This is a genomic window from Grimontia kaedaensis (assembly GCF_023746615.1).
In the GTDB taxonomy this organism is placed as follows: domain Bacteria; phylum Pseudomonadota; class Gammaproteobacteria; order Enterobacterales; family Vibrionaceae; genus Enterovibrio; species Enterovibrio kaedaensis.
In genome coordinates, this window is the sequence record NZ_CP082275.1 from 506082 (window position 1) to 527180 (window position 21099).

The window sequence follows — 21099 nt, forward strand, 5'->3', positions numbered from 1 at the left end:
TTATTGGCTGAGACATTCAGGAGCAATATGGAAGGCTTGCAGCGCTGCTTTGTTCTGCACTCACGACCCTATAGTGAGACCAGCCTGATTCTGGATGTTTTCAGCGAAAATCACGGGCGCGTCAGTTTGATGGCGAAAGGCGCCCGTGGTAAACGCTCTCCCTTAAAAGGGGCGCTCCAGCCTTTTACTCCTCTCTTGATGAAATGGTCCGGACGCGGCGAAATGCATACCTTGCGTCATGCTGAAGCCATGGGGCTTGCGATCCCGCTTTCAGGCAATGCTCTGTTTTCAGGCTTTTATCTCAATGAGATCTTAAGCCGGGTTGTAGAGCCTGAAACCGCGTACCATCAACTCTTCTTTGACTACGTCAATGCGCTGACTGACCTTGCTCAGCACAGCAATCCTGAGCCAGCGTTACGATGCTTCGAACTCGCCTTGTTGGACTCGCTCGGATACGGGGTCGATTTCCTGCATTGTGCGGGTAGCGGTGAGCCAGTTGATGCATCGATGACGTATATCTTCCGGGAGCAGCAAGGTTTTGTCGCCTCGCTGATGAAAAGCAATAACCTCACTTTTACGGGCAGCGACTTAGAAGCGCTGGCAACAAGACAATTCTCAACGGCAGAACAGTTAAAAGCGGCGAAGCGCTTTACACGCTTGGCCCTCAAGCCTTATCTTGGCTCCAAACCGCTCAAAAGCCGTGAGCTTTTTATGTTAAGAACAAGGAAATTAACGCAATGAATACCATTTATCTGGGCGTCAATATTGACCACGTCGCGACCGTTCGTAATGCGCGTGGCACCCAATACCCTGATCCTGTCCACGCTGCAGATATTGCAGAACGTGCGGGCGCGGATGGTATTACCGTTCACTTGCGTGAAGACCGTCGCCACATTAAAGACCGTGACGTTCATATTCTGAAAGACACCATCCAGACCCGCATGAACCTGGAAATGGCAGTAACGGATGAGATGGTCAACATCGCGCTGGAAGTGAAGCCGGCTTACGTGTGTCTGGTCCCTGAAAAGCGTGAAGAGCTGACCACCGAAGGCGGTTTAGACGTGGCAGGCCAGCTAGAGAAAGTGAAAGCTGCAACGGAAACGCTGACTGCAGCGGGCATTAAAGTGTCGCTATTCATCGATGCAGACCGTGCGCAAATCGACGCAGCAAAAGCCTGTGGCGCCCCTTTTATCGAGCTGCACACTGGCCATTATGCAGAAGCGACGACTGAAGAAGACATGCAGGCAGAGCTGAAGAAAATTGCAGCGGGAGCAAGTTACGCAGACGATCTGGGTATCAAGGTGAACGCTGGTCACGGCCTGACGTACCACAACGTGAAGCCTATTGCGGGGATTCCAGAGATTTACGAGCTGAACATCGGCCACGCGATTGTAGGCCGCGCGGTATTTGAAGGCCTGCCAAAAGCGGTTGCAGACATGAAAGCGCTGATGCTGGAAGCGCGCCGCTAATGGCTGTGGTTGGCCTTGGCACTGACATCGTAGAAATTGAGCGTCTTGAGAAAATCATTGCGCGCACCGGAGATGCATTTGCTAAACGTGTCCTGACAGAAAACGAGTTGGAAACCTATTCCAGCTCCAACTTCCCGGCTCGCTTTCTTGCCAAGCGCTTCGCAGTGAAAGAAGCTGCTTCAAAAGCGTTAGGGACGGGTATCGCTTGTGGTGTGACGTTCCATGACTTTGAAGTGACGAACGATGAGCTTGGAAAGCCTGTGGTGGATTTCTCCGGTGTAGCGCGAAAGCTTGCCGACGAGCGTGGTGTGGAGAATATTTTCCTCACCATCGCTGATGAGAAACGCTATGCCGTAGCGACCGTGTTGTTAGAGACCAACTAGCTTTTTTCTCCAATGTCGACCACACAAACAAAAACGCCCGCAGATGCGGACGTTTTGCTATTTTCGATTTAATTACTGATACCCAGATAATGGGGGGATTGCTCCCGAATGTTCTGAATTTCATCCAACAATTCAAAAAGCTCTGGCTCGATGTCTTCGACCGTTGCGCCTTTTTTAAGCTGGGTTTCCAGTTCATGACAAAGGTTCTTGAGCCTTGGTACACCGCTGTAGGCGCAGCTGCCGTGTAGCTTGTGTATGACGGCACTTAAGTCTGTTTGGCTGTCTTTCAACGCCAGATGAACTTTCTCTTCGACTTCATCAAAAGAGCGAACCAGCATCTGCAACATATCCCTTGCCAAATCCTCTTTGCCTGCTGCTTGCTTCATTGCCAATGACCAGTCAATGCTGAGCGTTTCTCCCAGCTTGTTTGGCGTGATAAGCGGCGAGTTTGGCTGGGTTTCGCCACTGTGTGGGTGGGTCCAGTGATGCAGTACCTGCTCGAGAATATGCTCCTCAATTGGTTTAGTCAGATAGTCGTCCATCCCTTCATTGAGCAAGCGCTCTCGCTCACCTGTCATGGCATGTGCAGTCACGGCGATAACTGGAGTGTGCTGGTTTAGGGGTGTTTTACGAATTTCCTGACAAGCTGTCACACCGTCCATTTCTGGCATTTGGATATCCATCAGGATGAGATCGAAACGTTGCTTCTGTGCGCAGGCGAGAGCTGCTTTACCATCTGATGCCATATACACATTGGTCACGCGCTCTTTCAACAAGGCGGTGATGAGTTTGAGGTTGGCAGGGTTGTCATCCACTGCCATCACAGTAAGTGGCGCTTTGTCGGTATGGACTTCAACCGCTGGTGGAAGCAGAGCAAGGGACTGTTGCTCGCCCTGCAATTGCTCAATGAGTTTTCTCACTGATAAAGGTTTGGCAAGGCAAGCTGCCACACCGGACGCAAGCAGCGCTTCTGATAGGGGAAGCTCTGTGGTGGGCAAACAGAAGATGACCCGCTCGCTGAAGGCTTCAGCCTGTTTTGCCATAGCTATCAATGCGTCCCTTTCCGGTACATCGACGGCATCGACACAAATCAGCACAGAGGAGACGCGATCTGAAGTTTCTGGCAACTCTGCATAATCGTTTAATGCAATATCAAGATGCGCCAGACGTTCGCGCATCATCAGTCGGCTTTCATGGTCGGGTTCAATCAGCATCAGTGATTGCCCTTGTAGAGCTTCGGCATCAATAGGGTGCACCAGTGGCAGGTCAGTTTGGATCAAAGACATGCTGAACCAGAAAGTTGACCCTTGGTGTAGACGGCTGGAGAAGCCAATATCGCCACCCATTTGCTGGACGAGCTTCTGGGTGATCACCAGGCCAAGGCCAGTACCACCATAACGACGACTGATGCTGGCATCTGCTTGACGGAAAGCCTGAAACAGCTGCGACTGCTGACGCTCAGAAATGCCGATACCGGTATCACGGATGACAAACTGAAGCTCCAAACGCTCATCTCGTTGTTGTTTGAGCTCTACGCTAACGCTGATATGGCCACGCTCAGTGAATTTTGTGGCATTACCAATCAGGTTAGTGAGCACTTGCTGGATGCGAAGCGGGTCGCCAATCACACCGGCTGGAATGCGAGGGTCGATTCGAAGGTTGAGCTCAAGGCCTTTTTCGTGCGCCATTGGCGCGAGCAGACGCATCACTTCATCCAGCGAGTCCTCAAAATCAAACGGAATATTTTCTAAAAGTAGTTTGCCGGCTTCGAGTTTGGAGAAGTCCAGAATGTCGTTAATGATGGTCAGCAGGTTGTTGGCCGATTTTTCAATGGTCTGCAGATAATCCTGTTGGCTGCTGGAAAGCTGGGTTTTCAGCATCTGACGGGTAAAGCCAATGACACCATTCAGTGGTGTTCTGAGCTCATGGGACATGTTGGCGAGGAATTCTGACTTCACCCGCGCCGCTTCCTGCGCGTTTTTCTTGGCGATATCGAGTTCAACGTTCTGGATTTCCAGCTGCTCTAAGGTCTCACGTAAATCGGACGTGGCCTGGTCGATACTTTGTTGCATCTCAAGGTGATATTCCGACAGCGAAATGGCCATCGCGTTGATCCCGTTTTTCAGGGTGTCTAACTCACCCAATAATTTGCCCTCAATCCGAACATCGAGATGCCCGCGACGGATTCTGTCAATCATGCTTATCATCTGGTTGATCGGCATTTCGACATCTTGCAAAAGCCGATAGGCGAAAAAACAGGAAAGAATCAAACCAAGAATCAACACTACACCGGCGGAGATGATCTCCTGATATTGCTTGAGCTTCACCGTCGAAAGATCCATCTCCATGGTGATGTAGCCAATTGGCTGCTCTTGTACCAGTGGGTTGTTAAAACTCGCTATTGCTCGGATTGGCGCGCGGAGTAGCAGCGCATCTTTAAGGTGGATGACTTCCAGTCGCTCAGGTAAGGGTTGCCCAAGGGGCACGGCCAATAAATCGAGGTTACGGTGATAGTTCGAGGTTACAAATAGATCGTTCTGGCTGGAGAACACTGCGATGCTTCGGATGTATTCACTGTGCTGACGGTGCGTGTGCCCAATGAGGCGCCGCACATTTTCCCGGCTTTCATTGGCAAGGCCAATTTCACTGGCGATTGCCAAGGGTTCGATAATCGCCTGTCCGGCTACAGCAAGCTGTTGTTCCAGTTCCTGATAGCGGTTTTTGATAAAATAGGCGCTCAGCAATATGCCGATGATAAGCGTCGGGGCAAGGGTTAGGGTGATTACTCTGGCGCGAAGTCCGTATTTGGTCATGCTGTCTATTCTGTGGGAGAATTGCCGTCATTTTTCAGACATACCGTGAGTTAAATAGTTTAACCTCACGCAGTAAGTCTACACCAAAGCTGATGGCGAGAATTCAGCAGGTTATCACAACTGTCTGACCGCCAATATTCGAATCTATGCACAGACTGTTAGTGCGGTTGGTTGCAAAAGCTGGAACATATGTCATGGCGCGTTTTTTTAAGCCACAGAAGAAAAAGACTCTTGATACTAAGCACAAGGCGATGACTATCGCCCGTCTCGACCATCAGGGGGATGGCGTGGCGTTTGACGGCAAAAAGCCGGTGTTTGTTGCTGGCGCTTTACCGGGTGAGGAGGTATTGCTGCAGCTTACGGAAGATAAACGTCAGTTTGCCCGTGCCCGTCTTATCAAAGTCACCAAACCGAGTGCTGAGCGCATCAAACCGTTTTGCCAGCATTACCGTACCTGCGGCGGCTGTAACCTCCAGCACTTGGGCCATCAAGCCCAGATTGATGCCAAGCAGGAAACGTTGTCCCAATTGATGAAGAAATTTGCGTCAGCGGAGCTTGAGCAAGACGCGCCGGTAATGTCTAAAGAAAAGGGTTACCGCCGTCGCGCACGTCTGAGTGTCAAAGTGAGTAAAAGTGGCGGGCTTGAAATGGGATTCCGTCAACGCAGTGCCAATGACATTGTGACCGTCACAGACTGTCCAGTGCTTGATGCAGAGTTGAATGCGCTATTGCCGGATGTTTATAGCTTGCTGGATGGTCTTCGTGGACGTCGTATCATTGGTCATATTGAGCTGGTGGCCTCCAATCAAGGTCGCGTGCTTTTGGTTCGTGCTATCAAACCGTTGCACGAAGACGATCAGGCAACGCTGAAACGCTTTGCAGAACAACACGGTTTGATTTATTACCTGCAACAAGCCGATGAGGTCGTGCAGCGTGTTATTGGTGAGCAGCCCAATTACACACTTGGCGATCTGACGTTGGCCTTTGAGCCGCAGGACTTTATTCAGGTTAATGCGGATATCAATGAAAAGATGATTGCACAGGCGCTGGATTGGCTCTCGTTAACAGACGACGATGCGGTGCTCGATCTTTTCTGTGGTCTGGGCAACTTCAGCTTACCGCTGGCTGCGAAAGTAAAAACGGTCGTCGGCATTGAGGGCGTGGAAGAGATGGTGCTGCGCGCGTCAGACAATGCGATGCGTAATCAGCAAGGCAATGCGCGTTTCTATCATGCCAATCTGGAACTGGATGCAGCTGAAACTGTCTGGGGACGTGAAAGCTACAACAAAATTTTGCTCGATCCGGCGCGTGCTGGTGCTTTAGGGGTTATGCCTTATGTGGCACAATCTGGAGCTGAGCAGGTAGTGTATGTTTCCTGCAACCCGGCAACATTAGCACGTGACAGTCAGGCGCTTTTGGAAAACGGGTATCAATTGGTTAGGTTGGGCATGTTGGACATGTTCCCACATACAGGGCACTTGGAGTCGATGGCGCTGTTTGTCAAAGATTGAGTCGCTCACTGGGCAAGTATGATGGTTGCCCGTTTAAGGATAAGAAAAACAGGATAGTGAAATGGTCGCAATTCGTGGCGCGCACCTAAACGACAATAAAGAATTTTTGCTTGAACGCTGGGTAGAAGGTCTTGCCCAGGAGGCTGCCGTATCTCAGGCTTTAACCAAAGCCTATCATCATTGCCAGACACTGGGCGATGAGCAAACGCTCGCACAGCCTCTTTGGTGTGGTCGAGAGATGATTGAAATCCTTGTCACCTTGAGTATGGACAAGGAAACCCTGTTGGCCGCGCTGCTCTTCCCTATGGTGGAATATGACGTGCTCAGCAATGAGTTGCTCAAAGAGCACTACGGTAACAATATCGCTAAGCTGGTGGAAGGGGTTCAGGAAATGGCGGCAATTCGCCATCTTAACGCCAACAGTGAAGAAGCGACGTCTACGCAAGTGGATAATGTGCGTCGTATGTTGCTCTCCATGGTGGATGACTTCCGTTGTGTGGTCATCAAACTGGCTGAACGCATTACCTACCTGCGTGAAGTGAAAAACGAGTCTGACGAAGTGCGTCAGGCTGTTGCAAAAGAGTGTGCAAACATCTACGCACCGCTTGCTAACCGCTTAGGTATTGGTCAGTTAAAGTGGGAAATCGAAGATTACGCGTTCCGTTATCAGCACTCGCTGACCTACAAGCAAATCGCCAAACAACTAGCAGAACGCCGTATTGACCGTGAGCAGTACATCGACACCTTTGTGTCCGATCTACAAAGCGCGATGGAAAATTCCAACATCAACGCACAGGTCTATGGTCGACCAAAACATATCTACAGCATCTGGCGTAAGATGCAGAAAAAAGGCTTGGAATTTGACGAGCTGTTTGATGTTCGTGCTGTGCGTATCATCGCTGATCAGCTTCAAGACTGTTATGCCGCGCTGGGTGCCGTTCACACCAAATACCGCCATCTGCCGAAAGAGTTCGATGACTACGTTGCGAATCCGAAACCGAACGGTTACCAATCTATTCACACTGTCGTATTGGGACCGGAAGGCAAAACGGTAGAAATCCAAATCCGTACCAAGCAGATGCACGATGATGCAGAGCTTGGCGTTGCGGCGCACTGGAAATACAAAGAAGGTTCTTCTGCTGGCCGCAGTGGTTACGATGAGAAGATCACTTGGCTGCGTAAACTGCTGGCTTGGCAAGAAGAGATGTCTGATTCCGGCGAAATGCTGGATGAACTTCGTAGCCAGGTATTTGATGACCGCGTCTACGCCTTTACACCAAAAGGTGATGTGGTTGACCTGCCAATCGGCGCGACACCTCTGGATTTCGCTTACCACATCCACTCTGAAGTGGGTCACCGTTGTATCGGTGCCAAAGTGGAAGGGCGTATCGTACCGTTCACTTATCACCTTAACATGGGCGATCAGGTCGAAATCATTACCCAGAAAGAGCCGAACCCTTCCCGTGACTGGCTGAACCCAAGCCTTGGCTTTGTGACGTCAGGCCGTGCACGCGCCAAGATTAATGCTTGGTTCCGTAAGCAAGCGCGAGAGAAGAACGTCGAGGCTGGTAAAGAAATTCTCGATGCTGAACTCGCGAAGATTGGTGCCGCGAGCAAAGACGCCACGCTCGCTATGAAGCGCTTCAATGTTAACAGCCTTGATGAAGTTTACGCGGGTGTTGGTAGTGGTGATTTGCGCATCAACCAGGTGGTTAACTACATCAACTCTGTGGTCAACAAACTGACCAAAGAACAGGAAGATGAGCAGCTTCGCGCCAAGCTGGAGCAGGCTGAAACGCAGACCACAACCAAGCGACCACGCCGAGATGCTGTTGTCGTTGAAGGCGTGGACAACCTGATGACCCATCTTGCACGATGCTGTCAGCCAATTCCTGGCGACGAAATCGAAGGCTACGTAACGCAAGGTCGCGGTATTTCAGTGCACCGTGCAGACTGTGAGCAATTGGCTGAACTTCGCCACCATGCACCGGAGCGGCTTATCGATACTGTGTGGGGCGGCGGTTATATCGGCAACTATCAAATCACAGTGCGTGTTTCTGCATCCGAGCGAAGTGGTTTGATTAAAGATCTCACCAATGTCTTGCTGAATGAAAAAGCGAAAGTTTCTGGTATGCAAAGCCGGGTCGACTACAAGCAGCAAATGTCCATCATGGACTTTGATCTAGAGCTGAGTGACCTTGAAGTGCTGAGCCGGGTGATCTCCCGCTTGGAGCAAGTCAAAGACGTTCATCAAGCCAAACGGCTTCGCTAACAATATTCAATGTCTATAAGGGGAAAGCGCTGCTTTCCCTTTTCTTTTGGGCGGGTAACAGATGAAAAAAATGTCGCGAATGCAAGAATTGCTGGAAATTATGGCTACCCTCAGGGATCCGCAAAACGGCTGTGATTGGGACAAGAAGCAAACCTTCGATTCCATAATTCCTTACACCATCGAAGAAACTTTTGAAGCAGTGGATGCGATTGAACGCCAGGAATGGGCAGATGTTCGCGATGAACTGGGCGATCTGCTGTTTCAAATTGTGTTCTATAGTCAACTCGGAAAAGAGCAGGGCCTGTTTGAATTTGAAGACATTGCCGGTGCCATGTGCGACAAGCTGGTGCGTCGCCATCCTCATGTTTTTGGCGAAAAGGATGCTGGTGGCAACCCGCTGGAGAAAGCAGACTGGGAAGGCATAAAAGCGCAGGAACGTGCCGCCAAAGCCAAACCGGATGCAGAGCTCAGTATTTTGGATGATGTACCAACCTCACTTCCGGCGTTAGGCCGTGCAGCGAAATTGCAGAAGCGTTGCGCGAGATTCGGCTTTGATTGGGACTCGGTAGGCCCTGTTGCCGAAAAAGTGCAGGAAGAGCTTGATGAGGTGATGGAAGAAGCCTTGATGGTAGATGTCGACCAAGAACGTGTCGATGAAGAAGTCGGCGATTTACTTTTTGCCGCGGTCAATCTTGCCCGCCACCTTGGCACTAATCCGGAAATGGCGCTTCGAAAAGCGAATATGAAATTCGAAAGTCGCTTTCGTAAAATTGAAATGAAATTACGCGATAATGGTAAAAAATTGCAGGAAAGTGAGCCAGATGAGCTCGAAAATCTCTGGCAAGAAGTAAAGCGTGACGAGGGCAACAAAACGACGTGAGTCACTCAATTGATTTGCGACAAAAAAAAACAGCATTCCGTGTGATAGTTTTCACGTTGTGGGAAGTTTCTGGCTCTGGTAATATGTCGTCCCGTCCAGATTTCCAATAATTTCCCCTAAATCCAACTCTCAGGTTTAGCATGACAACGAATTACATTTTTGTTACGGGCGGGGTGGTTTCCTCCCTAGGTAAGGGTATTGCAGCAGCGTCATTGGCGGCAATTCTAGAAGCACGTGGTCTTAAAGTGACCATGATGAAGCTTGACCCTTACATCAACGTGGACCCGGGCACCATGAGCCCAACCCAGCACGGTGAAGTATTCGTTACGGAAGACGGCGCAGAGACTGACCTGGATTTGGGTCACTATGAGCGCTTCATCCGCACTAAGATGACGAAGCGCAACAACTTTACGTCGGGTCGTGTATACGCTGACGTACTGCGCAAAGAGCGCCGCGGTGACTACCTGGGTGCGACCATTCAGGTTATCCCACACATCACCAACTCTATTAAAGAACGCGTGCTTGCCGGTGGCGAAGGTCACGACGTTGCTATCGTTGAAGTCGGTGGCACCGTGGGTGATATCGAATCACTGCCGTTCCTTGAAGCTATCCGTCAGTTGGCGGTAGAACTGGGGCGCGAGCGTGCGATGTTCATGCACTTGACGCTGGTTCCTTACCTGGCCGCAGCCGGTGAAGTAAAAACCAAACCAACCCAACACTCGGTGAAAGAACTGCTGTCTATCGGTATTCAGCCAGACATTCTGGTTTGCCGTAGTGATCGTGTGATTCCTGCGAACGAGCGCTCTAAGATTGCGCTGTTCTGTAACGTTCAGGAAAAAGCAGTCATTTCGATGAAGGACGTAGATTCCATCTACAAGATCCCTTCACTGATCCGTTCTCAAGGTCTTGATGACCTGATTTGTACTCGTTTCGGCATCACAGCGCCAGACGCTGATCTGTCTGAATGGGAACAAGTTATTTTTGAAGAAGCGAACCCAACCGGTGAAGTGACTATCGGTATGGTTGGCAAATACATCGAACTGCCAGATGCATACAAGTCTGTAAACGAAGCACTGAAACACGGTGGCCTGAAAAACCGTCTGACAGTGAACATCAAGTATGTTGACTCTCAAGACGTAGAAACAAAAGGCGACGAAGCACTGCAAGGTCTGGACGCGATTCTTGTTCCGGGTGGCTTCGGTGACCGTGGTGTGGAAGGCAAGATTCTGGCAGCGAAATACGCTCGCGAAAACAAAGTGCCATACCTTGGCATCTGTCTGGGCATGCAGGTTGCGCTGATCGAATACTCGCGCAACGTGGCAGGCATGGAAGGCGCGAACTCTACCGAATTCGACAAGAGCAGTAAGTTCCCTGTTGTTGGCCTGATCACCGAGTGGGTGGATGGCGAAGGTAAAGTTGAAGAGCGTACTGAAAAATCAGATTTGGGCGGCACCATGCGTCTTGGCGCGCAGCTGTGTCACCTGAAAGAAGGTACTAAAGCACGTGAGCTGTACGGCAACGCGACGATTCACGAGCGTCACCGTCACCGTTATGAAGTGAACAACGTGCTGCGTCCGCAGATTGAAGAAGCGGGTCTGGTTGTATCTGGCCTGTCTGCGGATAAAAAGCTGGTTGAAATCATCGAAAACCCTGCGCACCCATGGTTTGTGGCGTGCCAGTTCCACCCTGAATTTACCTCTACTCCACGCGATGGCCACCCTCTGTTTGAAGGCTTCGTGGCAGCGGCAGGTAAAAATCAGCGTGGTGAGCTGTAACTGAAAAAAGGAAGCGGTCGCGAAGGTTGTGCGGCCGCTTTTCGCATTCTTAAGCTATTGACATACGAGAGGAAACACAATGTCTAAGATCGTTAAAGTTCTGGGCCGTGAAATCATTGACTCACGCGGTAACCCAACTGTAGAAGCAGAAGTTCACCTGGAAGGTGGTTTCGTAGGTATGGCAGCTGCTCCATCTGGCGCATCTACCGGTTCTCGCGAAGCACTGGAACTGCGTGACGGCGACAAAGCACGTTTCCTGGGTAAAGGCGTTCTGAAAGCAGTTGATGCAGTAAACGGCGCAATTGCTAACGCTCTGGAAGGTAAAGACGCGAAAAACCAAGTAGAAATCGACCAGATCATGATCGATCTGGACGGTACTGAGAACAAATCTAAGTTCGGTGCAAACGCAATCCTGGCTGTTTCTCTGGCGAACGCAAAAGCAGCAGCTGCTGCGAAAGGCATGCCACTGTACGAGCACATTGCTGAGCTGAACGGCACTGCTGGCGTATTCTCTATGCCTCTGCCAATGATGAACATCATCAACGGTGGTGAGCACGCAGACAACAACGTAGACATCCAAGAGTTCATGATTCAGCCAGTTGGCGCGAAAACTCTGAAAGAAGGTCTGCGTATCGGTGCGGAAGTATTCCACAACCTGGCAAAAGTATTGAAGTCTAAAGGCTACAGCACTGCAGTTGGTGACGAAGGTGGTTTCGCGCCTAACCTGAAGTCTAACGCTGAAGCACTGGAAGTTATCGCAGAAGCTGTTGCTGCTGCTGGTTACGAGCTGGGCAAAGACGTTACTCTGGCGATGGACTGTGCTGCATCTGAGTTCTTCGACAAAGACGCTGGCATCTACAACATGAAAGGTGAAGGTAAAACTTTCTCTTCTGAAGAGTTTAACCACTACCTGGCTGAGCTGGCTAACCAATTCCCAATCGTTTCTATCGAAGACGGTCTGGACGAGTCTGATTGGGCTGGCTTCAAGCACCAAACTGAACTGCTGGGTGACAAGCTTCAGCTGGTTGGTGACGACCTGTTCGTTACTAACACCAAGATCCTTGCTGAAGGTATCGAGAAAGGCGTTGCTAACTCAATCCTGATCAAATTCAACCAGATCGGTTCTTTGACTGAAACTCTGGCTGCAATCAAGATGGCTAAAGACGCAGGCTACACTGCTGTTATCTCTCACCGTTCAGGTGAAACTGAAGACGCAACTATCGCTGACCTGGCGGTAGGTACTGCAGCAGGCCAAATCAAGACTGGTTCTATGAGCCGTTCTGACCGTGTTGCTAAGTACAACCAGCTGATCCGTATCGAGGAAGCACTGGGCGAGAAAGCACCATACAACGGTCTGAAAGAAGTTAAAGGCCAAGCGTAATCGCTTATCCTTAACGGATTTAGATTGAAGACGGCGCCGAAAGGCGCCGTTTTTTTATGGGGTTAGGACAGAAGGTCCTAGGAGAAGTGCAGGTCCTAGTGCCTAGGAAGAACTATAATCGACCCTAATTTATTTCTTCTTCGCCAATGCTGGCAAATCACCCGTTAAACCCAAAGCTCGTTTAATAAATTGCGTTTTGATACCGGGGATTGTGGCGGCTGCCATTAGGCCAATACCACGAATGAGTTTCTTCGCCGGGTTTTCACCCGCGAACAAATCGCGGAACCCTTGCATTGCGGCAATCATTTGCGCGGCTTCAGCTTTACGCCAGCGTTCGAAAGCGCGGAGGTTGGTTTTCTCACCAATGTCTTTGCCTTCATCACTTAAGCGGATCAGCTCTTGTGCCAGCGTCGCGGCATCTAAAAGTCCCAGGTTTACGCCTTGACCCGCCAGCGGATGAATGGTGTGTGCGGCATCGCCAATCAGGGCGACGCGCTCGACCACGAAATCCCTCGCGTAACGCATCTTCAAAGGGAAAGCTGCACGTTCACCCTCAACCGAGCAAAGGCCGAGGCGAAGGTCGAAAGCAGCGCTCAGGGCTTTGTTGAATTCGTCTTCAGGCATGGAGCAACGTGCATCGGCATTTTCCGGTGATTGCGACCAAACGATCGAACTTAGGTTAGGATCAGACAGCGGTAGGAAAGCGAGCGGGCCATCCGGGGTGAAAATCTGACGTGCGACACCATCATGAGGCTCTTCGGTCCGGATATTGGCGACCAGAGCACTATGTCCATAATCCCAATGGGTTAATGGGATGGATAGCTGGTTGCGTACCCAGGAATTCGCACCGTCAGCACCGACCACGAGTTTTGCGGTAATGGCGCTGCCCGATTCAAGGGTTAGCCAGGCTTCTGTCTCTCCAAACATCATGCTGGCACAACGGTCTGGGCAGAATAGGGTGACATTGTGTTGCTGCTTTACGCGCTCAAACAGTGCCTGCTGAATAACGCGGTTTTCAACGATGTAACCAAGGTTGGGTTGACCCAAATCCATCGCATCAAAATCAATCGCGGCGAAGCTGTCTTGTTCCCATACCGACATTTTTTGATATGGACTTGAGCGGCGGGATTGAATGCCTTCCCATGCGCCGACGTTTTTCAAAATACGCTCACTGGCGCGGCTCAACGCAGAAACGCGAAGGTCGGGCAACATAGTGAGCTCAGGCTCCGGCATTTTGCCTTCGATTATCGCGATGCGAAGATCGCTGTCTGCCAGTGCAGCAGCGAGTGTCAGGCCAACCATGCCACCGCCGATAATGGCGATGTCTACATTTGTCATTTTCATTATCGTTCTACCAAGCCCATTGCACGTTGCAGCAATGGTGCTTTCAATTCGCTAAAGACCGACATCGCTGCCAGCCCCAGGTTTCGTCCCAGAATCAGTGGTGCAGTGGTGTTGGAGAATCCGTGAACCAAACCTGATGTCATGGCGACTGTGGTATCGCGGTCTGGTTCGCGTCGTGCGAGGTATGATTGAAGCACAGGCATTTGACCGCAATCATTGCCATCAGCGTGTGCTTTGGCGATTTCTTCAGCCAGCGATACCACATCGCGAAGGCCAAGGTTAAAGCCTTGACCAGCAATCGGATGAAGCGTTTGTGCTGCATTTCCGACTACGGCAAAGCGGTGACTGATAAGACGGGTCGCCTGACGCAGAATCAACGGATAGCTGCCACGCTGACCAACATGCAGTAGTCTTCCCAAGCGCCACCCGAAAGCCTGTTGCAGTGCTTGTGCAAACTCGTCGTCTGACATGGAAAGCATAGCTGGCGCTTCGTGAGGTTTGACGCACCATACCAGTGAGCTTCTGCCTTCCGACATCGGCAACAAGGCGACAGGGCCAGTTTCGGTAAAACGTTCGAATGCGCGGCCTTGATGAGCGAGTTCTGTGGTGACATTCGCTATCAGCGCAACCTGTTCAAAATCATGCTCACGGCGTTCAATCCCCACCATATCGCAGCAAGAGGATAGCGCGCCGTCTGCGGCAACAACCAGCTTGGCTGTGAGCGCCTTTCCACCATTGAGCGTCAAAGTGACGCTGTCGACTTCACGTTTGATATCAGTGACAAAAGCCGGGCATAACAAGGTGATGTTTTTGGCTTTACCCAACGCTTGGTGAAAAACGCGCCCGGCGTCGGCAAGCTCAATCACATTGCCGAGGTAATCCAAACCTTCCTCACGGGCATTCATCTCGGTCAGGCCGAAGTGGCCGCGGTCGGAGACATGGATTTTGCTGATCGGAGTGGCAAATGGCGACAAAGTTTTCCACACGCCGATATTATCGAGCAGCTGGCAGCTACCATAAGAAAGGGCAATGCTTCGCGCATCATAGCCAGGGTGGCTGTTGTCCGGAATGGCGGCTTCCACCACCGCCACGGACAAGCCAGCCTGTGTCAGTTGCTCAATGGCCAATGCCAAAGTGGCGCCTGCCATTGCGCCACCTGCAATGACGACATCAAAATTTTGTGTTGATGGCTCAGCATCCATTCTGCGTCAGTCTCCGACAGTGATCTGTTAGTGCAGGGTTGGTTTTTCTTCGGTCTGCGGCTTGATGCCAAGCTCGGCATGCAGCGTCATTGCACAGACGCGGACGTGCTCGATGACTTGTTCGAAAAGCAACGCCTGCTCTTCCATATCGTCGTCCTCATCAATGCCAAGCTGTGCAATTTCTGTCAGGTCTGCCAGCACTTCTTTCGAGTCCTCAGACAGTTTGCCTGCGGTGATACCGACTAAACCAATACCTGCGATAAAAGCACTTACCCACTCAGACAGCGCATCACCGCGATCAAGCAAAGATTCACTTTCATCTGGCAACAGCACTTCGAAATCCATCTGACCACCAGTGAGCTGTTGGCTCGCCAGACCAATGCTGGTTGCCGCCAGTGTTTTTGATTCATGTGGCCAGCCTGCACCGTCATTGGTGTAGTCATAAAGCATCGGCATCCAGTTACCCAGCTCCGGGTCTAGTCCACCGCACAACATTCCCGCCAGAAGGCCATGCATTTCTGCTGGCGTTACGGCCAGAGAGTCAGCACGGAGCGTGGAAACCATGTTGCTGTATTCAGGTAAAGTTACTTGGGTCACGGGGTCACCTTGGGTACCGAAATTGTCTTGTCTGTATACTACCAGTTAGTCCTAAGTCACTGAACCTCTCTTCACGATAGAAGAAAGCGAAAGCGAGAATCAGGTTCACGATAGCTCTGATTTTCATCACATTGACGACTTTTCGTCTGCTTAGTCCGTCGAGAGACAATACGCGATAGGATAGACTTGAAGTTTAATCTGCCATTTTCTATAGTTTGCGCCCGTGACGTCAGGGTGCGATACCGCACTTTGAAGGGAGCTCAGAAAAGAATATGACTACGCAAGCTGTTGAAATTCAGATCCTTGGCAAAATAATGCGTGTTAACTGTCCGGCAGGTCAGGAACAAGCGCTGAAAGAAGCGGCAGACGACTTTGATCAACGGTTGCACGAATTGTCTGAGCGCACTAAAGTAACGAATACAGAGCAACTGCTCACTATCGCGGCCTTGAATATCTGCTACGAACTGCGTGCAGAAAGACAGCAAAACACCGACGATAAAAATGATATGGAACAGCGCATTGTGCTGTTGCAGCAAACGATTGAAGAGGCGTTGTTAAAACACAGCGCGTCGAAGGAAGCGTAAGCCTTCCGAACCAGTTTGACCCTGGAGTGTGCGTCAGCGGATCCGCGTCCCTGAGCCGATAAGCACACCTAAGGGTGGGATGTTACATGCTTTTGAGCAAGCTCGGCTTGTACCGAGAAGCCTACGGTATGTTCTTCTCATCCGCCTTGAACCGCAGGGTTCAAGGGCAAAAGATCCCAACGGCACTCCGGGGCCAATCCCAATTAGCTTTGCGGCAAGGACAGCCGATGCAAGCGAACACTTCTTCTCTTCGCAATGAACTGCGAAAAACGACCCGAGCCAAAAGGCAATCCCTCACCCATGAGGAGCAGCGTCATGCGGCGACAGATCTTCTTTCCCATTTTCAGCAAGCTGACAGCATCCTTGACGCCCAGCGAATAGCGCTTTATCTGTCAGTAGATGGTGAGTTGGACACCCAGCCTCTGATTGAGCATTGCTGGAGAGAGGGAAAAGATGTTTATTTGCCGGTGATTCACCCTTTCAGCCAAGGACATTTGCTGTTCCTGCACTATCACCCTAAGTCTACCTTAGTGCCAAACCGATACGGTATTCTAGAGCCGAAACTTAGCGTGCTTGATGTTTTGCCTGCTTACCAGCTTGATGTGATTTGTACACCGCTTGTGGCGTTCGATAAAAGCGGGCAGCGCCTGGGTATGGGCGGTGGGTATTATGATCGCACATTGGCTCCTTGGTATGAATCAGGACGGGGAGCAAACCCCGTTGGTATCGCTCATGATTGCCAGCAGGTTGATGACCTTCCTGTTGAAGCGTGGGACGTGCCTTTACCAGAGATTTTGACGCCATCTAGGCACTGGAAGTGGGCGATCTAACCTGATCTGTACAGATCCCGAATAACGGGATCTGCGTTTATAAAAATCTGCCCGCTCCAAAATCAGATCTGTATAATCGGCGTCGCGAATTACCCCTATTTACCCAGGAGATCCTCATGACTCAGGATGAAATGAAAAAAGCGGCTGGTTGGGCTGCGTTGGAATACGTAACCAAGGGCAGCATTGTTGGCGTTGGTACTGGCTCCACCGTTAATCACTTCATCGATGCCCTCGAAACCATGAAAGAGCAAATTAAAGGTGCAGTGTCGAGTTCAGTTGCATCGACCGAGCGTCTGGAGAAGATCGGCATTCCAGTCTTTGATGCGAACGAAGTGGCGAGTCTGGACATTTATGTTGATGGTGCGGATGAGATCAACCCAAACAACGAAATGATCAAAGGCGGTGGTGCTGCACTGACGCGTGAAAAAATCGTAGCGGCGATCTCTGAGAAATTTATCTGCATCATCGACGACAGCAAGAAAGTGGACGTGATGGGTCAATTCCCTCTGCCAGTGGAAGTGATCCCAATGGCACGCTCTTACGTGGCACGTGAGTTGGTTAAGCTGGGCGGCGATCCTTGCTACCGCGAAGGTTGTATCACCGATAACGGCAACGTGATCCTGGATGTACACAACCTGCAAATCACTAATGCCAAAGAACTGGAAGACAAAATCAATGCGATTGCTGGCGTAGTGACGGTTGGCCTGTTTGCCAACCGTGGCGCAGATGTGGTGCTGGAAGGTACTGCAAACGGTGTAGTAAAAAGCTAAAAACAGTTAAGCGTTAATGGGTTAACTCTTCAGTTTTTTTGAAGCAAAAGCCAAACGTTTGCGTATAAGTAACTCAATAAGTTAGCGGTGCCTTCATGGCGCCGTTTTTTTTCGCACTTATTACGTAATATTCTTACCCATGCAAATGAATTTTTGTTACCTTAGTCACTAATTGTACAAGGCCGACATAATCCTATCAAAAAGCGGCCTTTGACGTCTGGAAGACGGAAACCGAATTTAACGACAGGTTTTTTTTTAAGGATGAGAACTGCAATGGCTAAAGTGTCGCTTGAAAAAGACAAAATAAAAATCCTTCTCCTTGAAGGTGTTCACCCAACTGCACTGGAAGTTCTTCAGGGTGCAGGTTATAGCAATATTGAATATCACAAAGGCTCTCTAGCCGGTGAAGAACTTGAAGCGGCAATTGCTGACGCGCATTTCGTGGGCATTCGTTCCCGTACTCAACTGACTGAGAAAGTGTTTGCGAAAGCGCAAAAACTGGTTGCGGTTGGTTGTTTCTGTATTGGCACCAACCAGGTTGACCTGATTGCGGCAGCGAAGCGCGGTATCCCCGTATTTAACGCACCTTTCTCAAACACCCGTAGTGTTGCTGAACTGGTTCTTGGCGAAATTCTTCTTCTGCTTCGTGGCATTCCAGCGAAGAACGCTAGGGCTCACCGCGGTGAGTGGATGAAGTCAGCGGACCGTTCGTTCGAAGCGCGTGGCAAAAACCTCGGTATCATTGGTTACGGTCACATCGGTACCCAACTGGGTATTCTGGCTGAAAACCTGGGTATGCGTGTTTTCTTCTACGACATTGAAAACAAGCTTTCACTGGGTAATGCGACGCAAGTGGCGTCAATGTCAGAGCTTCTGAACAAGAGTGACGTGATAACCCTTCACGTGCCGGAAACTGACTCAACCCAAGACATGATGGGTAGCGAAGAGTTTGCGCGCATGAAGCCGGGCGCAATCTTTATCAACGCCGCGCGTGGCACAGTGGTTGATATCGATGCGCTGTGTGGCGCACTGGAAAGCGGTCACATTGGCGGTGCGGCAGTAGACGTATTCCCAACGGAGCCGAAAACTAACAGCGACCCATTCACTTCTCCGCTGCAAGCGTTTGATAACGTTATCCTGACGCCACACATCGGTGGTTCAACTCAGGAAGCGCAGGAAAATATCGGCATTGAAGTGGCTGGTAAGATGGTGAAGTACTCAGACAATGGTTCAACCCTATCTTCAGTAAACTTCCCAGAAGTTTCGCTGCCGGAGCACACGGGTACGTCACGTCTGCTGCACATTCACCAGAACAAGCCAGGTATCCTGACCAAAATCAATACCATCTTCGCCGAAGAAAGTATCAACATTGCGGGTCAGTACCTACAAACCAATTCCGAGTACGGTTACGTTGTGATCGACGTCGAAACCGAGCACTCTGAAAAAGCATTGGAGAAACTTAAAGCGATCGAAGGTACCCTTCGCGCTCGTATACTCCATTGATTGACGATTTGTTCCCCCTAACAAATGTCTATCCCAGAAAGGAAAATGGCCGCACTAGCGGCCATTTTTCTTTTCAACACGTTGACTAAATTTGTGATTTATTCGCCCAGTGCATAAACCACTTCAACCTGATCACGGATAGTGATTTCAGCATCGTTATAGCTTGCAGCAACATTTGATGCTTCTGCCATACGCATCATGGTCGGGCGAATCGGTGTTGAAGTCATATAGCGGATTTCCCAAACGCCAGCAAGATTTTCGCCGAAGCCTTTTGCTAAAGATTCAGCTTTAGCTTTGGCGTCCGCAATCGCTGCCATTCGTGCTTTTTCTTTCAGTTCTGCTTCCTTACTGGAGGAGAAACTGATGCCATTTACCCGGTTTAGTCCATCAGCCAATGCGCCATCCAGCACACGGTTAAGCCGGGACAGATCACTCACGGTCACCGTCACGTTTCGTGTTGCTCGGTAGCCGTTCAATTTTGGCTCGCTGTTCTTCGGATAACTGTACTGAGGCTGAAGGTTAAGATTGGCGCTTTCGATGTCTTTACGCGAAATCCCCATTTTCTCCAATCGTTCCAAAAGCGTAGCCACCGCGTCATCAGACGCCTTTTTGGCGGCTTGGGCAGATGTGCGGGTAAGTGAGACGGCAACGTCTACGGTGGCGGTGTCCGGCTGGGCGACAACCTCACCAACCCCCATGGTTTCCAGATGCGGGAAATCCGGTGTGGCGGCAGAAACAAACGGTGAAGACAGCGCAATGGCTGTACCAACTAACGAAGCAATAAGGTGTTTTTTCATGGTCTGGTTTCCATGTTGTTTTTTGAAGTTATAGGGCTATGACTCCGGCAAGGCGGAAATAATTCACACCGTGCGGGATATTTTTCCTTCACCGAAAGTCTTTCGCGCATAATTTAAGCAGGCTGATGACATCTCCGCCAATACGCCACTTTCCGTCGCGAAATGGTGCCAGTATAGGTGGCGGATGACACCATCGCCTGGACAAAGATCGATAAGCTCACCGGATGCCAGTTCTGGCTCAATTTGCAGGCGGGGTATCAAGCAATAAGCCACACCAAGTTTGGCCATTTTGACGAAAGCCTCAGACGAGCGAACCATATGGCTTCGCCAGCCAGGAGTAGGCAGCTGAAAACGTTCAGACACAAACAGAGTGTGCATATCATCGAAACGGTCAAACACCACAGCAGGTGCGCGACTCACCGCTTCTGCGTTCAAGCCATCTGGAAAGTAGGTGGCTTTGAAGGCTGGAGTGCAAACGCAAAGGTACTCCATCACCCCTAAAGATTCCGCCACACAGCCCTTCAGTGGTGTGGCTTCATTGCTAATGGCAACAACGGCTTCGCCTGATCGCAGTCGGTTCAGCGTCCGGCTTTCATCATCAACGATCAGGTTGATTTCGAGTGTCTGCGCTTTCATTAACGGGGAAAGAGCTGGCAGTAGCCAGGTCGCCAGGCTGTCAGCATTGGTGGCGATAGGCACGGTAACAGGACCTGCCAACCCGTCGGGTGTCAGCTCTGGCAGCATTTCCTTTTCAAGCAGTTGAACACGTCTGTGAAGGCCGAGCAGCTTTTTACCAATCGCAGTGGGTTGCGGAGGCGTTTCGCGAATCAATATAGGCTGTGCGACCAAGGTTTCCAGCTGTTTGATTCGCTGGGAAACGGCAGATTGGGTGATGAAAAGCGCTTCTGCTGCTTTATCAAATCCGCCGTTGGCGATGACCGCATCCAGTGCTTCCAGCCAGCGATAATCCAATCCCTTCATCTTCACT

18 protein-coding genes and 1 other RNA gene are annotated in these 21099 nt (G+C 50.6%); 13 read left to right on the forward strand and 6 right to left on the reverse strand.

From position 1 onward, the window contains the following. The first annotated feature begins 27 nt into the window (after positions 1 to 27). The 3 genes from recO to acpS are packed head-to-tail and all read left to right on the forward strand — an operon-like array spanning position 28 to position 1852. A complete protein-coding gene (gene recO, locus K6Q96_RS02510) occupies positions 28 to 741 on the forward strand; it encodes a DNA repair protein RecO (RefSeq protein ID WP_251877548.1) in 714 nt (237 codons plus the stop codon). Next, positions 738 to 1469 carry a pyridoxine 5'-phosphate synthase gene (gene pdxJ, locus K6Q96_RS02515; RefSeq protein WP_251877550.1) on the forward strand — a complete coding sequence of 244 codons (732 nt, stop codon included), beginning with the start codon at positions 738 to 740 and terminating at the stop codon, positions 1467 to 1469. Before recO ends, pdxJ begins: the two co-directional genes overlap by 4 nt. Next, complete coding sequence (gene acpS, locus K6Q96_RS02520) at positions 1469 to 1852, forward strand: holo-ACP synthase (RefSeq protein WP_046304278.1); 384 nt, start codon at positions 1469 to 1471, stop codon at positions 1850 to 1852. Before pdxJ ends, acpS begins: the two co-directional genes overlap by 1 nt. A 68-nt stretch (positions 1853 to 1920) precedes the next feature. On the opposite strand, the gene barA is transcribed toward acpS, so the two are convergent. Beyond that, positions 1921 to 4665, reverse strand: coding sequence for a two-component sensor histidine kinase BarA (barA, locus tag K6Q96_RS02525; protein WP_251877552.1), 2745 nt, complete (start codon positions 4663 to 4665; stop codon positions 1921 to 1923). Between the two features lie 194 nt (positions 4666 to 4859). On the opposite strand from barA, the gene rlmD reads away from it, so the two are divergent. The 5 genes from rlmD (at position 4860) to eno (ending at position 12484) form a co-directional block, all read left to right on the forward strand. Beyond that, complete coding sequence (rlmD, locus tag K6Q96_RS02530) at positions 4860 to 6176, forward strand: 23S rRNA (uracil(1939)-C(5))-methyltransferase RlmD (RefSeq protein ID WP_251877554.1); 1317 nt, start codon at positions 4860 to 4862, stop codon at positions 6174 to 6176. Positions 6177 to 6237: 61 nt separating this feature from the next. Beyond that, a complete protein-coding gene (gene relA / locus K6Q96_RS02535; RefSeq protein ID WP_251877556.1) occupies positions 6238 to 8448 on the forward strand; it encodes a GTP diphosphokinase in 2211 nt (736 codons plus the stop codon). Positions 8449 to 8509: 61 nt separating this feature from the next. Further along, on the forward strand, positions 8510 to 9328 hold the full coding sequence (gene mazG, locus K6Q96_RS02540; protein WP_251877558.1) for a nucleoside triphosphate pyrophosphohydrolase: 819 nt from the start codon (positions 8510 to 8512) through the stop codon (positions 9326 to 9328). A 140-nt stretch (positions 9329 to 9468) separates the two neighbouring features. Next, complete coding sequence (pyrG, locus tag K6Q96_RS02545; protein WP_251877560.1) at positions 9469 to 11103, forward strand: CTP synthase; 1635 nt, start codon at positions 9469 to 9471, stop codon at positions 11101 to 11103. A 79-nt stretch (positions 11104 to 11182) separates the two neighbouring features. Beyond that, entirely contained in the window at positions 11183 to 12484 is a 1302-nt protein-coding gene (gene eno / locus K6Q96_RS02550) for a phosphopyruvate hydratase (protein WP_251877562.1), read from the forward strand. Positions 12485 to 12613: 129 nt separating this feature from the next. Here eno and K6Q96_RS02555 read toward each other — a convergent pair whose 3' ends face one another. Genes K6Q96_RS02555 through K6Q96_RS02565 form a run of 3 tightly spaced genes read right to left on the reverse strand, consistent with a single transcriptional unit; the run spans position 12614 to position 15627 of the window. Then, on the reverse strand, positions 12614 to 13828 hold the full coding sequence (locus K6Q96_RS02555; RefSeq protein ID WP_251877564.1) for an FAD-dependent 2-octaprenylphenol hydroxylase: 1215 nt from the start codon (positions 13826 to 13828) through the stop codon (positions 12614 to 12616). Further along, a complete protein-coding gene (ubiH, locus tag K6Q96_RS02560; RefSeq protein ID WP_251877566.1) occupies positions 13828 to 15030 on the reverse strand; it encodes a 2-octaprenyl-6-methoxyphenyl hydroxylase in 1203 nt (400 codons plus the stop codon). Before ubiH ends, K6Q96_RS02555 begins: the two co-directional genes overlap by 1 nt. A 27-nt stretch (positions 15031 to 15057) precedes the next feature. Continuing rightward, on the reverse strand, positions 15058 to 15627 hold the full coding sequence (locus tag K6Q96_RS02565) for a YecA/YgfB family protein (protein ID WP_251877568.1): 570 nt from the start codon (positions 15625 to 15627) through the stop codon (positions 15058 to 15060). A 272-nt stretch (positions 15628 to 15899) separates the two neighbouring features. Between K6Q96_RS02565 and zapA the strand changes: the two genes are divergently transcribed. The 5 genes from zapA to serA all read left to right on the forward strand — a co-directional run bounded on the left by zapA (position 15900) and on the right by serA (position 19314). Then, positions 15900 to 16211, forward strand: a complete 312-nt coding sequence (gene zapA / locus K6Q96_RS02570; protein ID WP_002537568.1) for a cell division protein ZapA — start codon at positions 15900 to 15902, stop codon at positions 16209 to 16211. A gap of 15 nt (positions 16212 to 16226) precedes the next feature. Next, positions 16227 to 16409, forward strand: a non-coding RNA gene (ssrS, locus tag K6Q96_RS02575) — 6S RNA. Between the two features lie 29 nt (positions 16410 to 16438). Beyond that, positions 16439 to 17041, forward strand: a complete 603-nt coding sequence (locus tag K6Q96_RS02580) for a 5-formyltetrahydrofolate cyclo-ligase (RefSeq protein WP_251877570.1) — start codon at positions 16439 to 16441, stop codon at positions 17039 to 17041. A 116-nt stretch (positions 17042 to 17157) separates the two neighbouring features. After that, positions 17158 to 17811, forward strand: coding sequence for a ribose-5-phosphate isomerase RpiA (gene rpiA, locus K6Q96_RS02585; RefSeq protein ID WP_002537571.1), 654 nt, complete (start codon positions 17158 to 17160; stop codon positions 17809 to 17811). Between the two features lie 273 nt (positions 17812 to 18084). Further along, positions 18085 to 19314 (forward strand): phosphoglycerate dehydrogenase, encoded by a 1230-nt coding sequence (serA, locus tag K6Q96_RS02590; protein WP_251877572.1) that lies wholly within the window; start codon positions 18085 to 18087, stop codon positions 19312 to 19314. Between the two features lie 98 nt (positions 19315 to 19412). On the opposite strand, the gene K6Q96_RS02595 is transcribed toward serA, so the two are convergent. Both K6Q96_RS02595 and K6Q96_RS02600 read right to left on the reverse strand, forming a co-directional pair. After that, complete coding sequence (locus tag K6Q96_RS02595) at positions 19413 to 20111, reverse strand: oxidative stress defense protein (protein ID WP_251877574.1); 699 nt, start codon at positions 20109 to 20111, stop codon at positions 19413 to 19415. A gap of 63 nt (positions 20112 to 20174) precedes the next feature. Beyond that, on the reverse strand, positions 20175 to 21092 hold the full coding sequence (locus K6Q96_RS02600; RefSeq protein WP_251877576.1) for a LysR family transcriptional regulator ArgP: 918 nt from the start codon (positions 21090 to 21092) through the stop codon (positions 20175 to 20177). Positions 21093 to 21099: the final 7 nt, after the last annotated feature.

Coding starts and splice junctions, on each gene's coding strand:
- recO (WP_251877548.1), top strand. CDS start 28: ATGGAAGGCTTGCAGCGCTGCTTTGTTCTGCACTCACGACCCTATAGT.
- pdxJ (WP_251877550.1), top strand. CDS start 738: ATGAATACCATTTATCTGGGCGTCAATATTGACCACGTCGCGACCGTT.
- acpS (WP_046304278.1), top strand. CDS start 1,469: ATGGCTGTGGTTGGCCTTGGCACTGACATCGTAGAAATTGAGCGTCTT.
- barA (WP_251877552.1), bottom strand. CDS start 4,665: ATGACCAAATACGGACTTCGCGCCAGAGTAATCACCCTAACCCTTGCC.
- rlmD (WP_251877554.1), top strand. CDS start 4,860: ATGGCGCGTTTTTTTAAGCCACAGAAGAAAAAGACTCTTGATACTAAG.
- relA (WP_251877556.1), top strand. CDS start 6,238: ATGGTCGCAATTCGTGGCGCGCACCTAAACGACAATAAAGAATTTTTG.
- mazG (WP_251877558.1), top strand. CDS start 8,510: ATGAAAAAAATGTCGCGAATGCAAGAATTGCTGGAAATTATGGCTACC.
- pyrG (WP_251877560.1), top strand. CDS start 9,469: ATGACAACGAATTACATTTTTGTTACGGGCGGGGTGGTTTCCTCCCTA.
- eno (WP_251877562.1), top strand. CDS start 11,183: ATGTCTAAGATCGTTAAAGTTCTGGGCCGTGAAATCATTGACTCACGC.
- K6Q96_RS02555 (WP_251877564.1), bottom strand. CDS start 13,828: ATGAAAATGACAAATGTAGACATCGCCATTATCGGCGGTGGCATGGTT.
- ubiH (WP_251877566.1), bottom strand. CDS start 15,030: ATGGATGCTGAGCCATCAACACAAAATTTTGATGTCGTCATTGCAGGT.
- zapA (WP_002537568.1), top strand. CDS start 15,900: ATGACTACGCAAGCTGTTGAAATTCAGATCCTTGGCAAAATAATGCGT.
- K6Q96_RS02580 (WP_251877570.1), top strand. CDS start 16,439: ATGCAAGCGAACACTTCTTCTCTTCGCAATGAACTGCGAAAAACGACC.
- rpiA (WP_002537571.1), top strand. CDS start 17,158: ATGACTCAGGATGAAATGAAAAAAGCGGCTGGTTGGGCTGCGTTGGAA.
- serA (WP_251877572.1), top strand. CDS start 18,085: ATGGCTAAAGTGTCGCTTGAAAAAGACAAAATAAAAATCCTTCTCCTT.
- K6Q96_RS02595 (WP_251877574.1), bottom strand. CDS start 20,111: ATGAAAAAACACCTTATTGCTTCGTTAGTTGGTACAGCCATTGCGCTG.
- K6Q96_RS02600 (WP_251877576.1), bottom strand. CDS start 21,092: ATGAAGGGATTGGATTATCGCTGGCTGGAAGCACTGGATGCGGTCATC.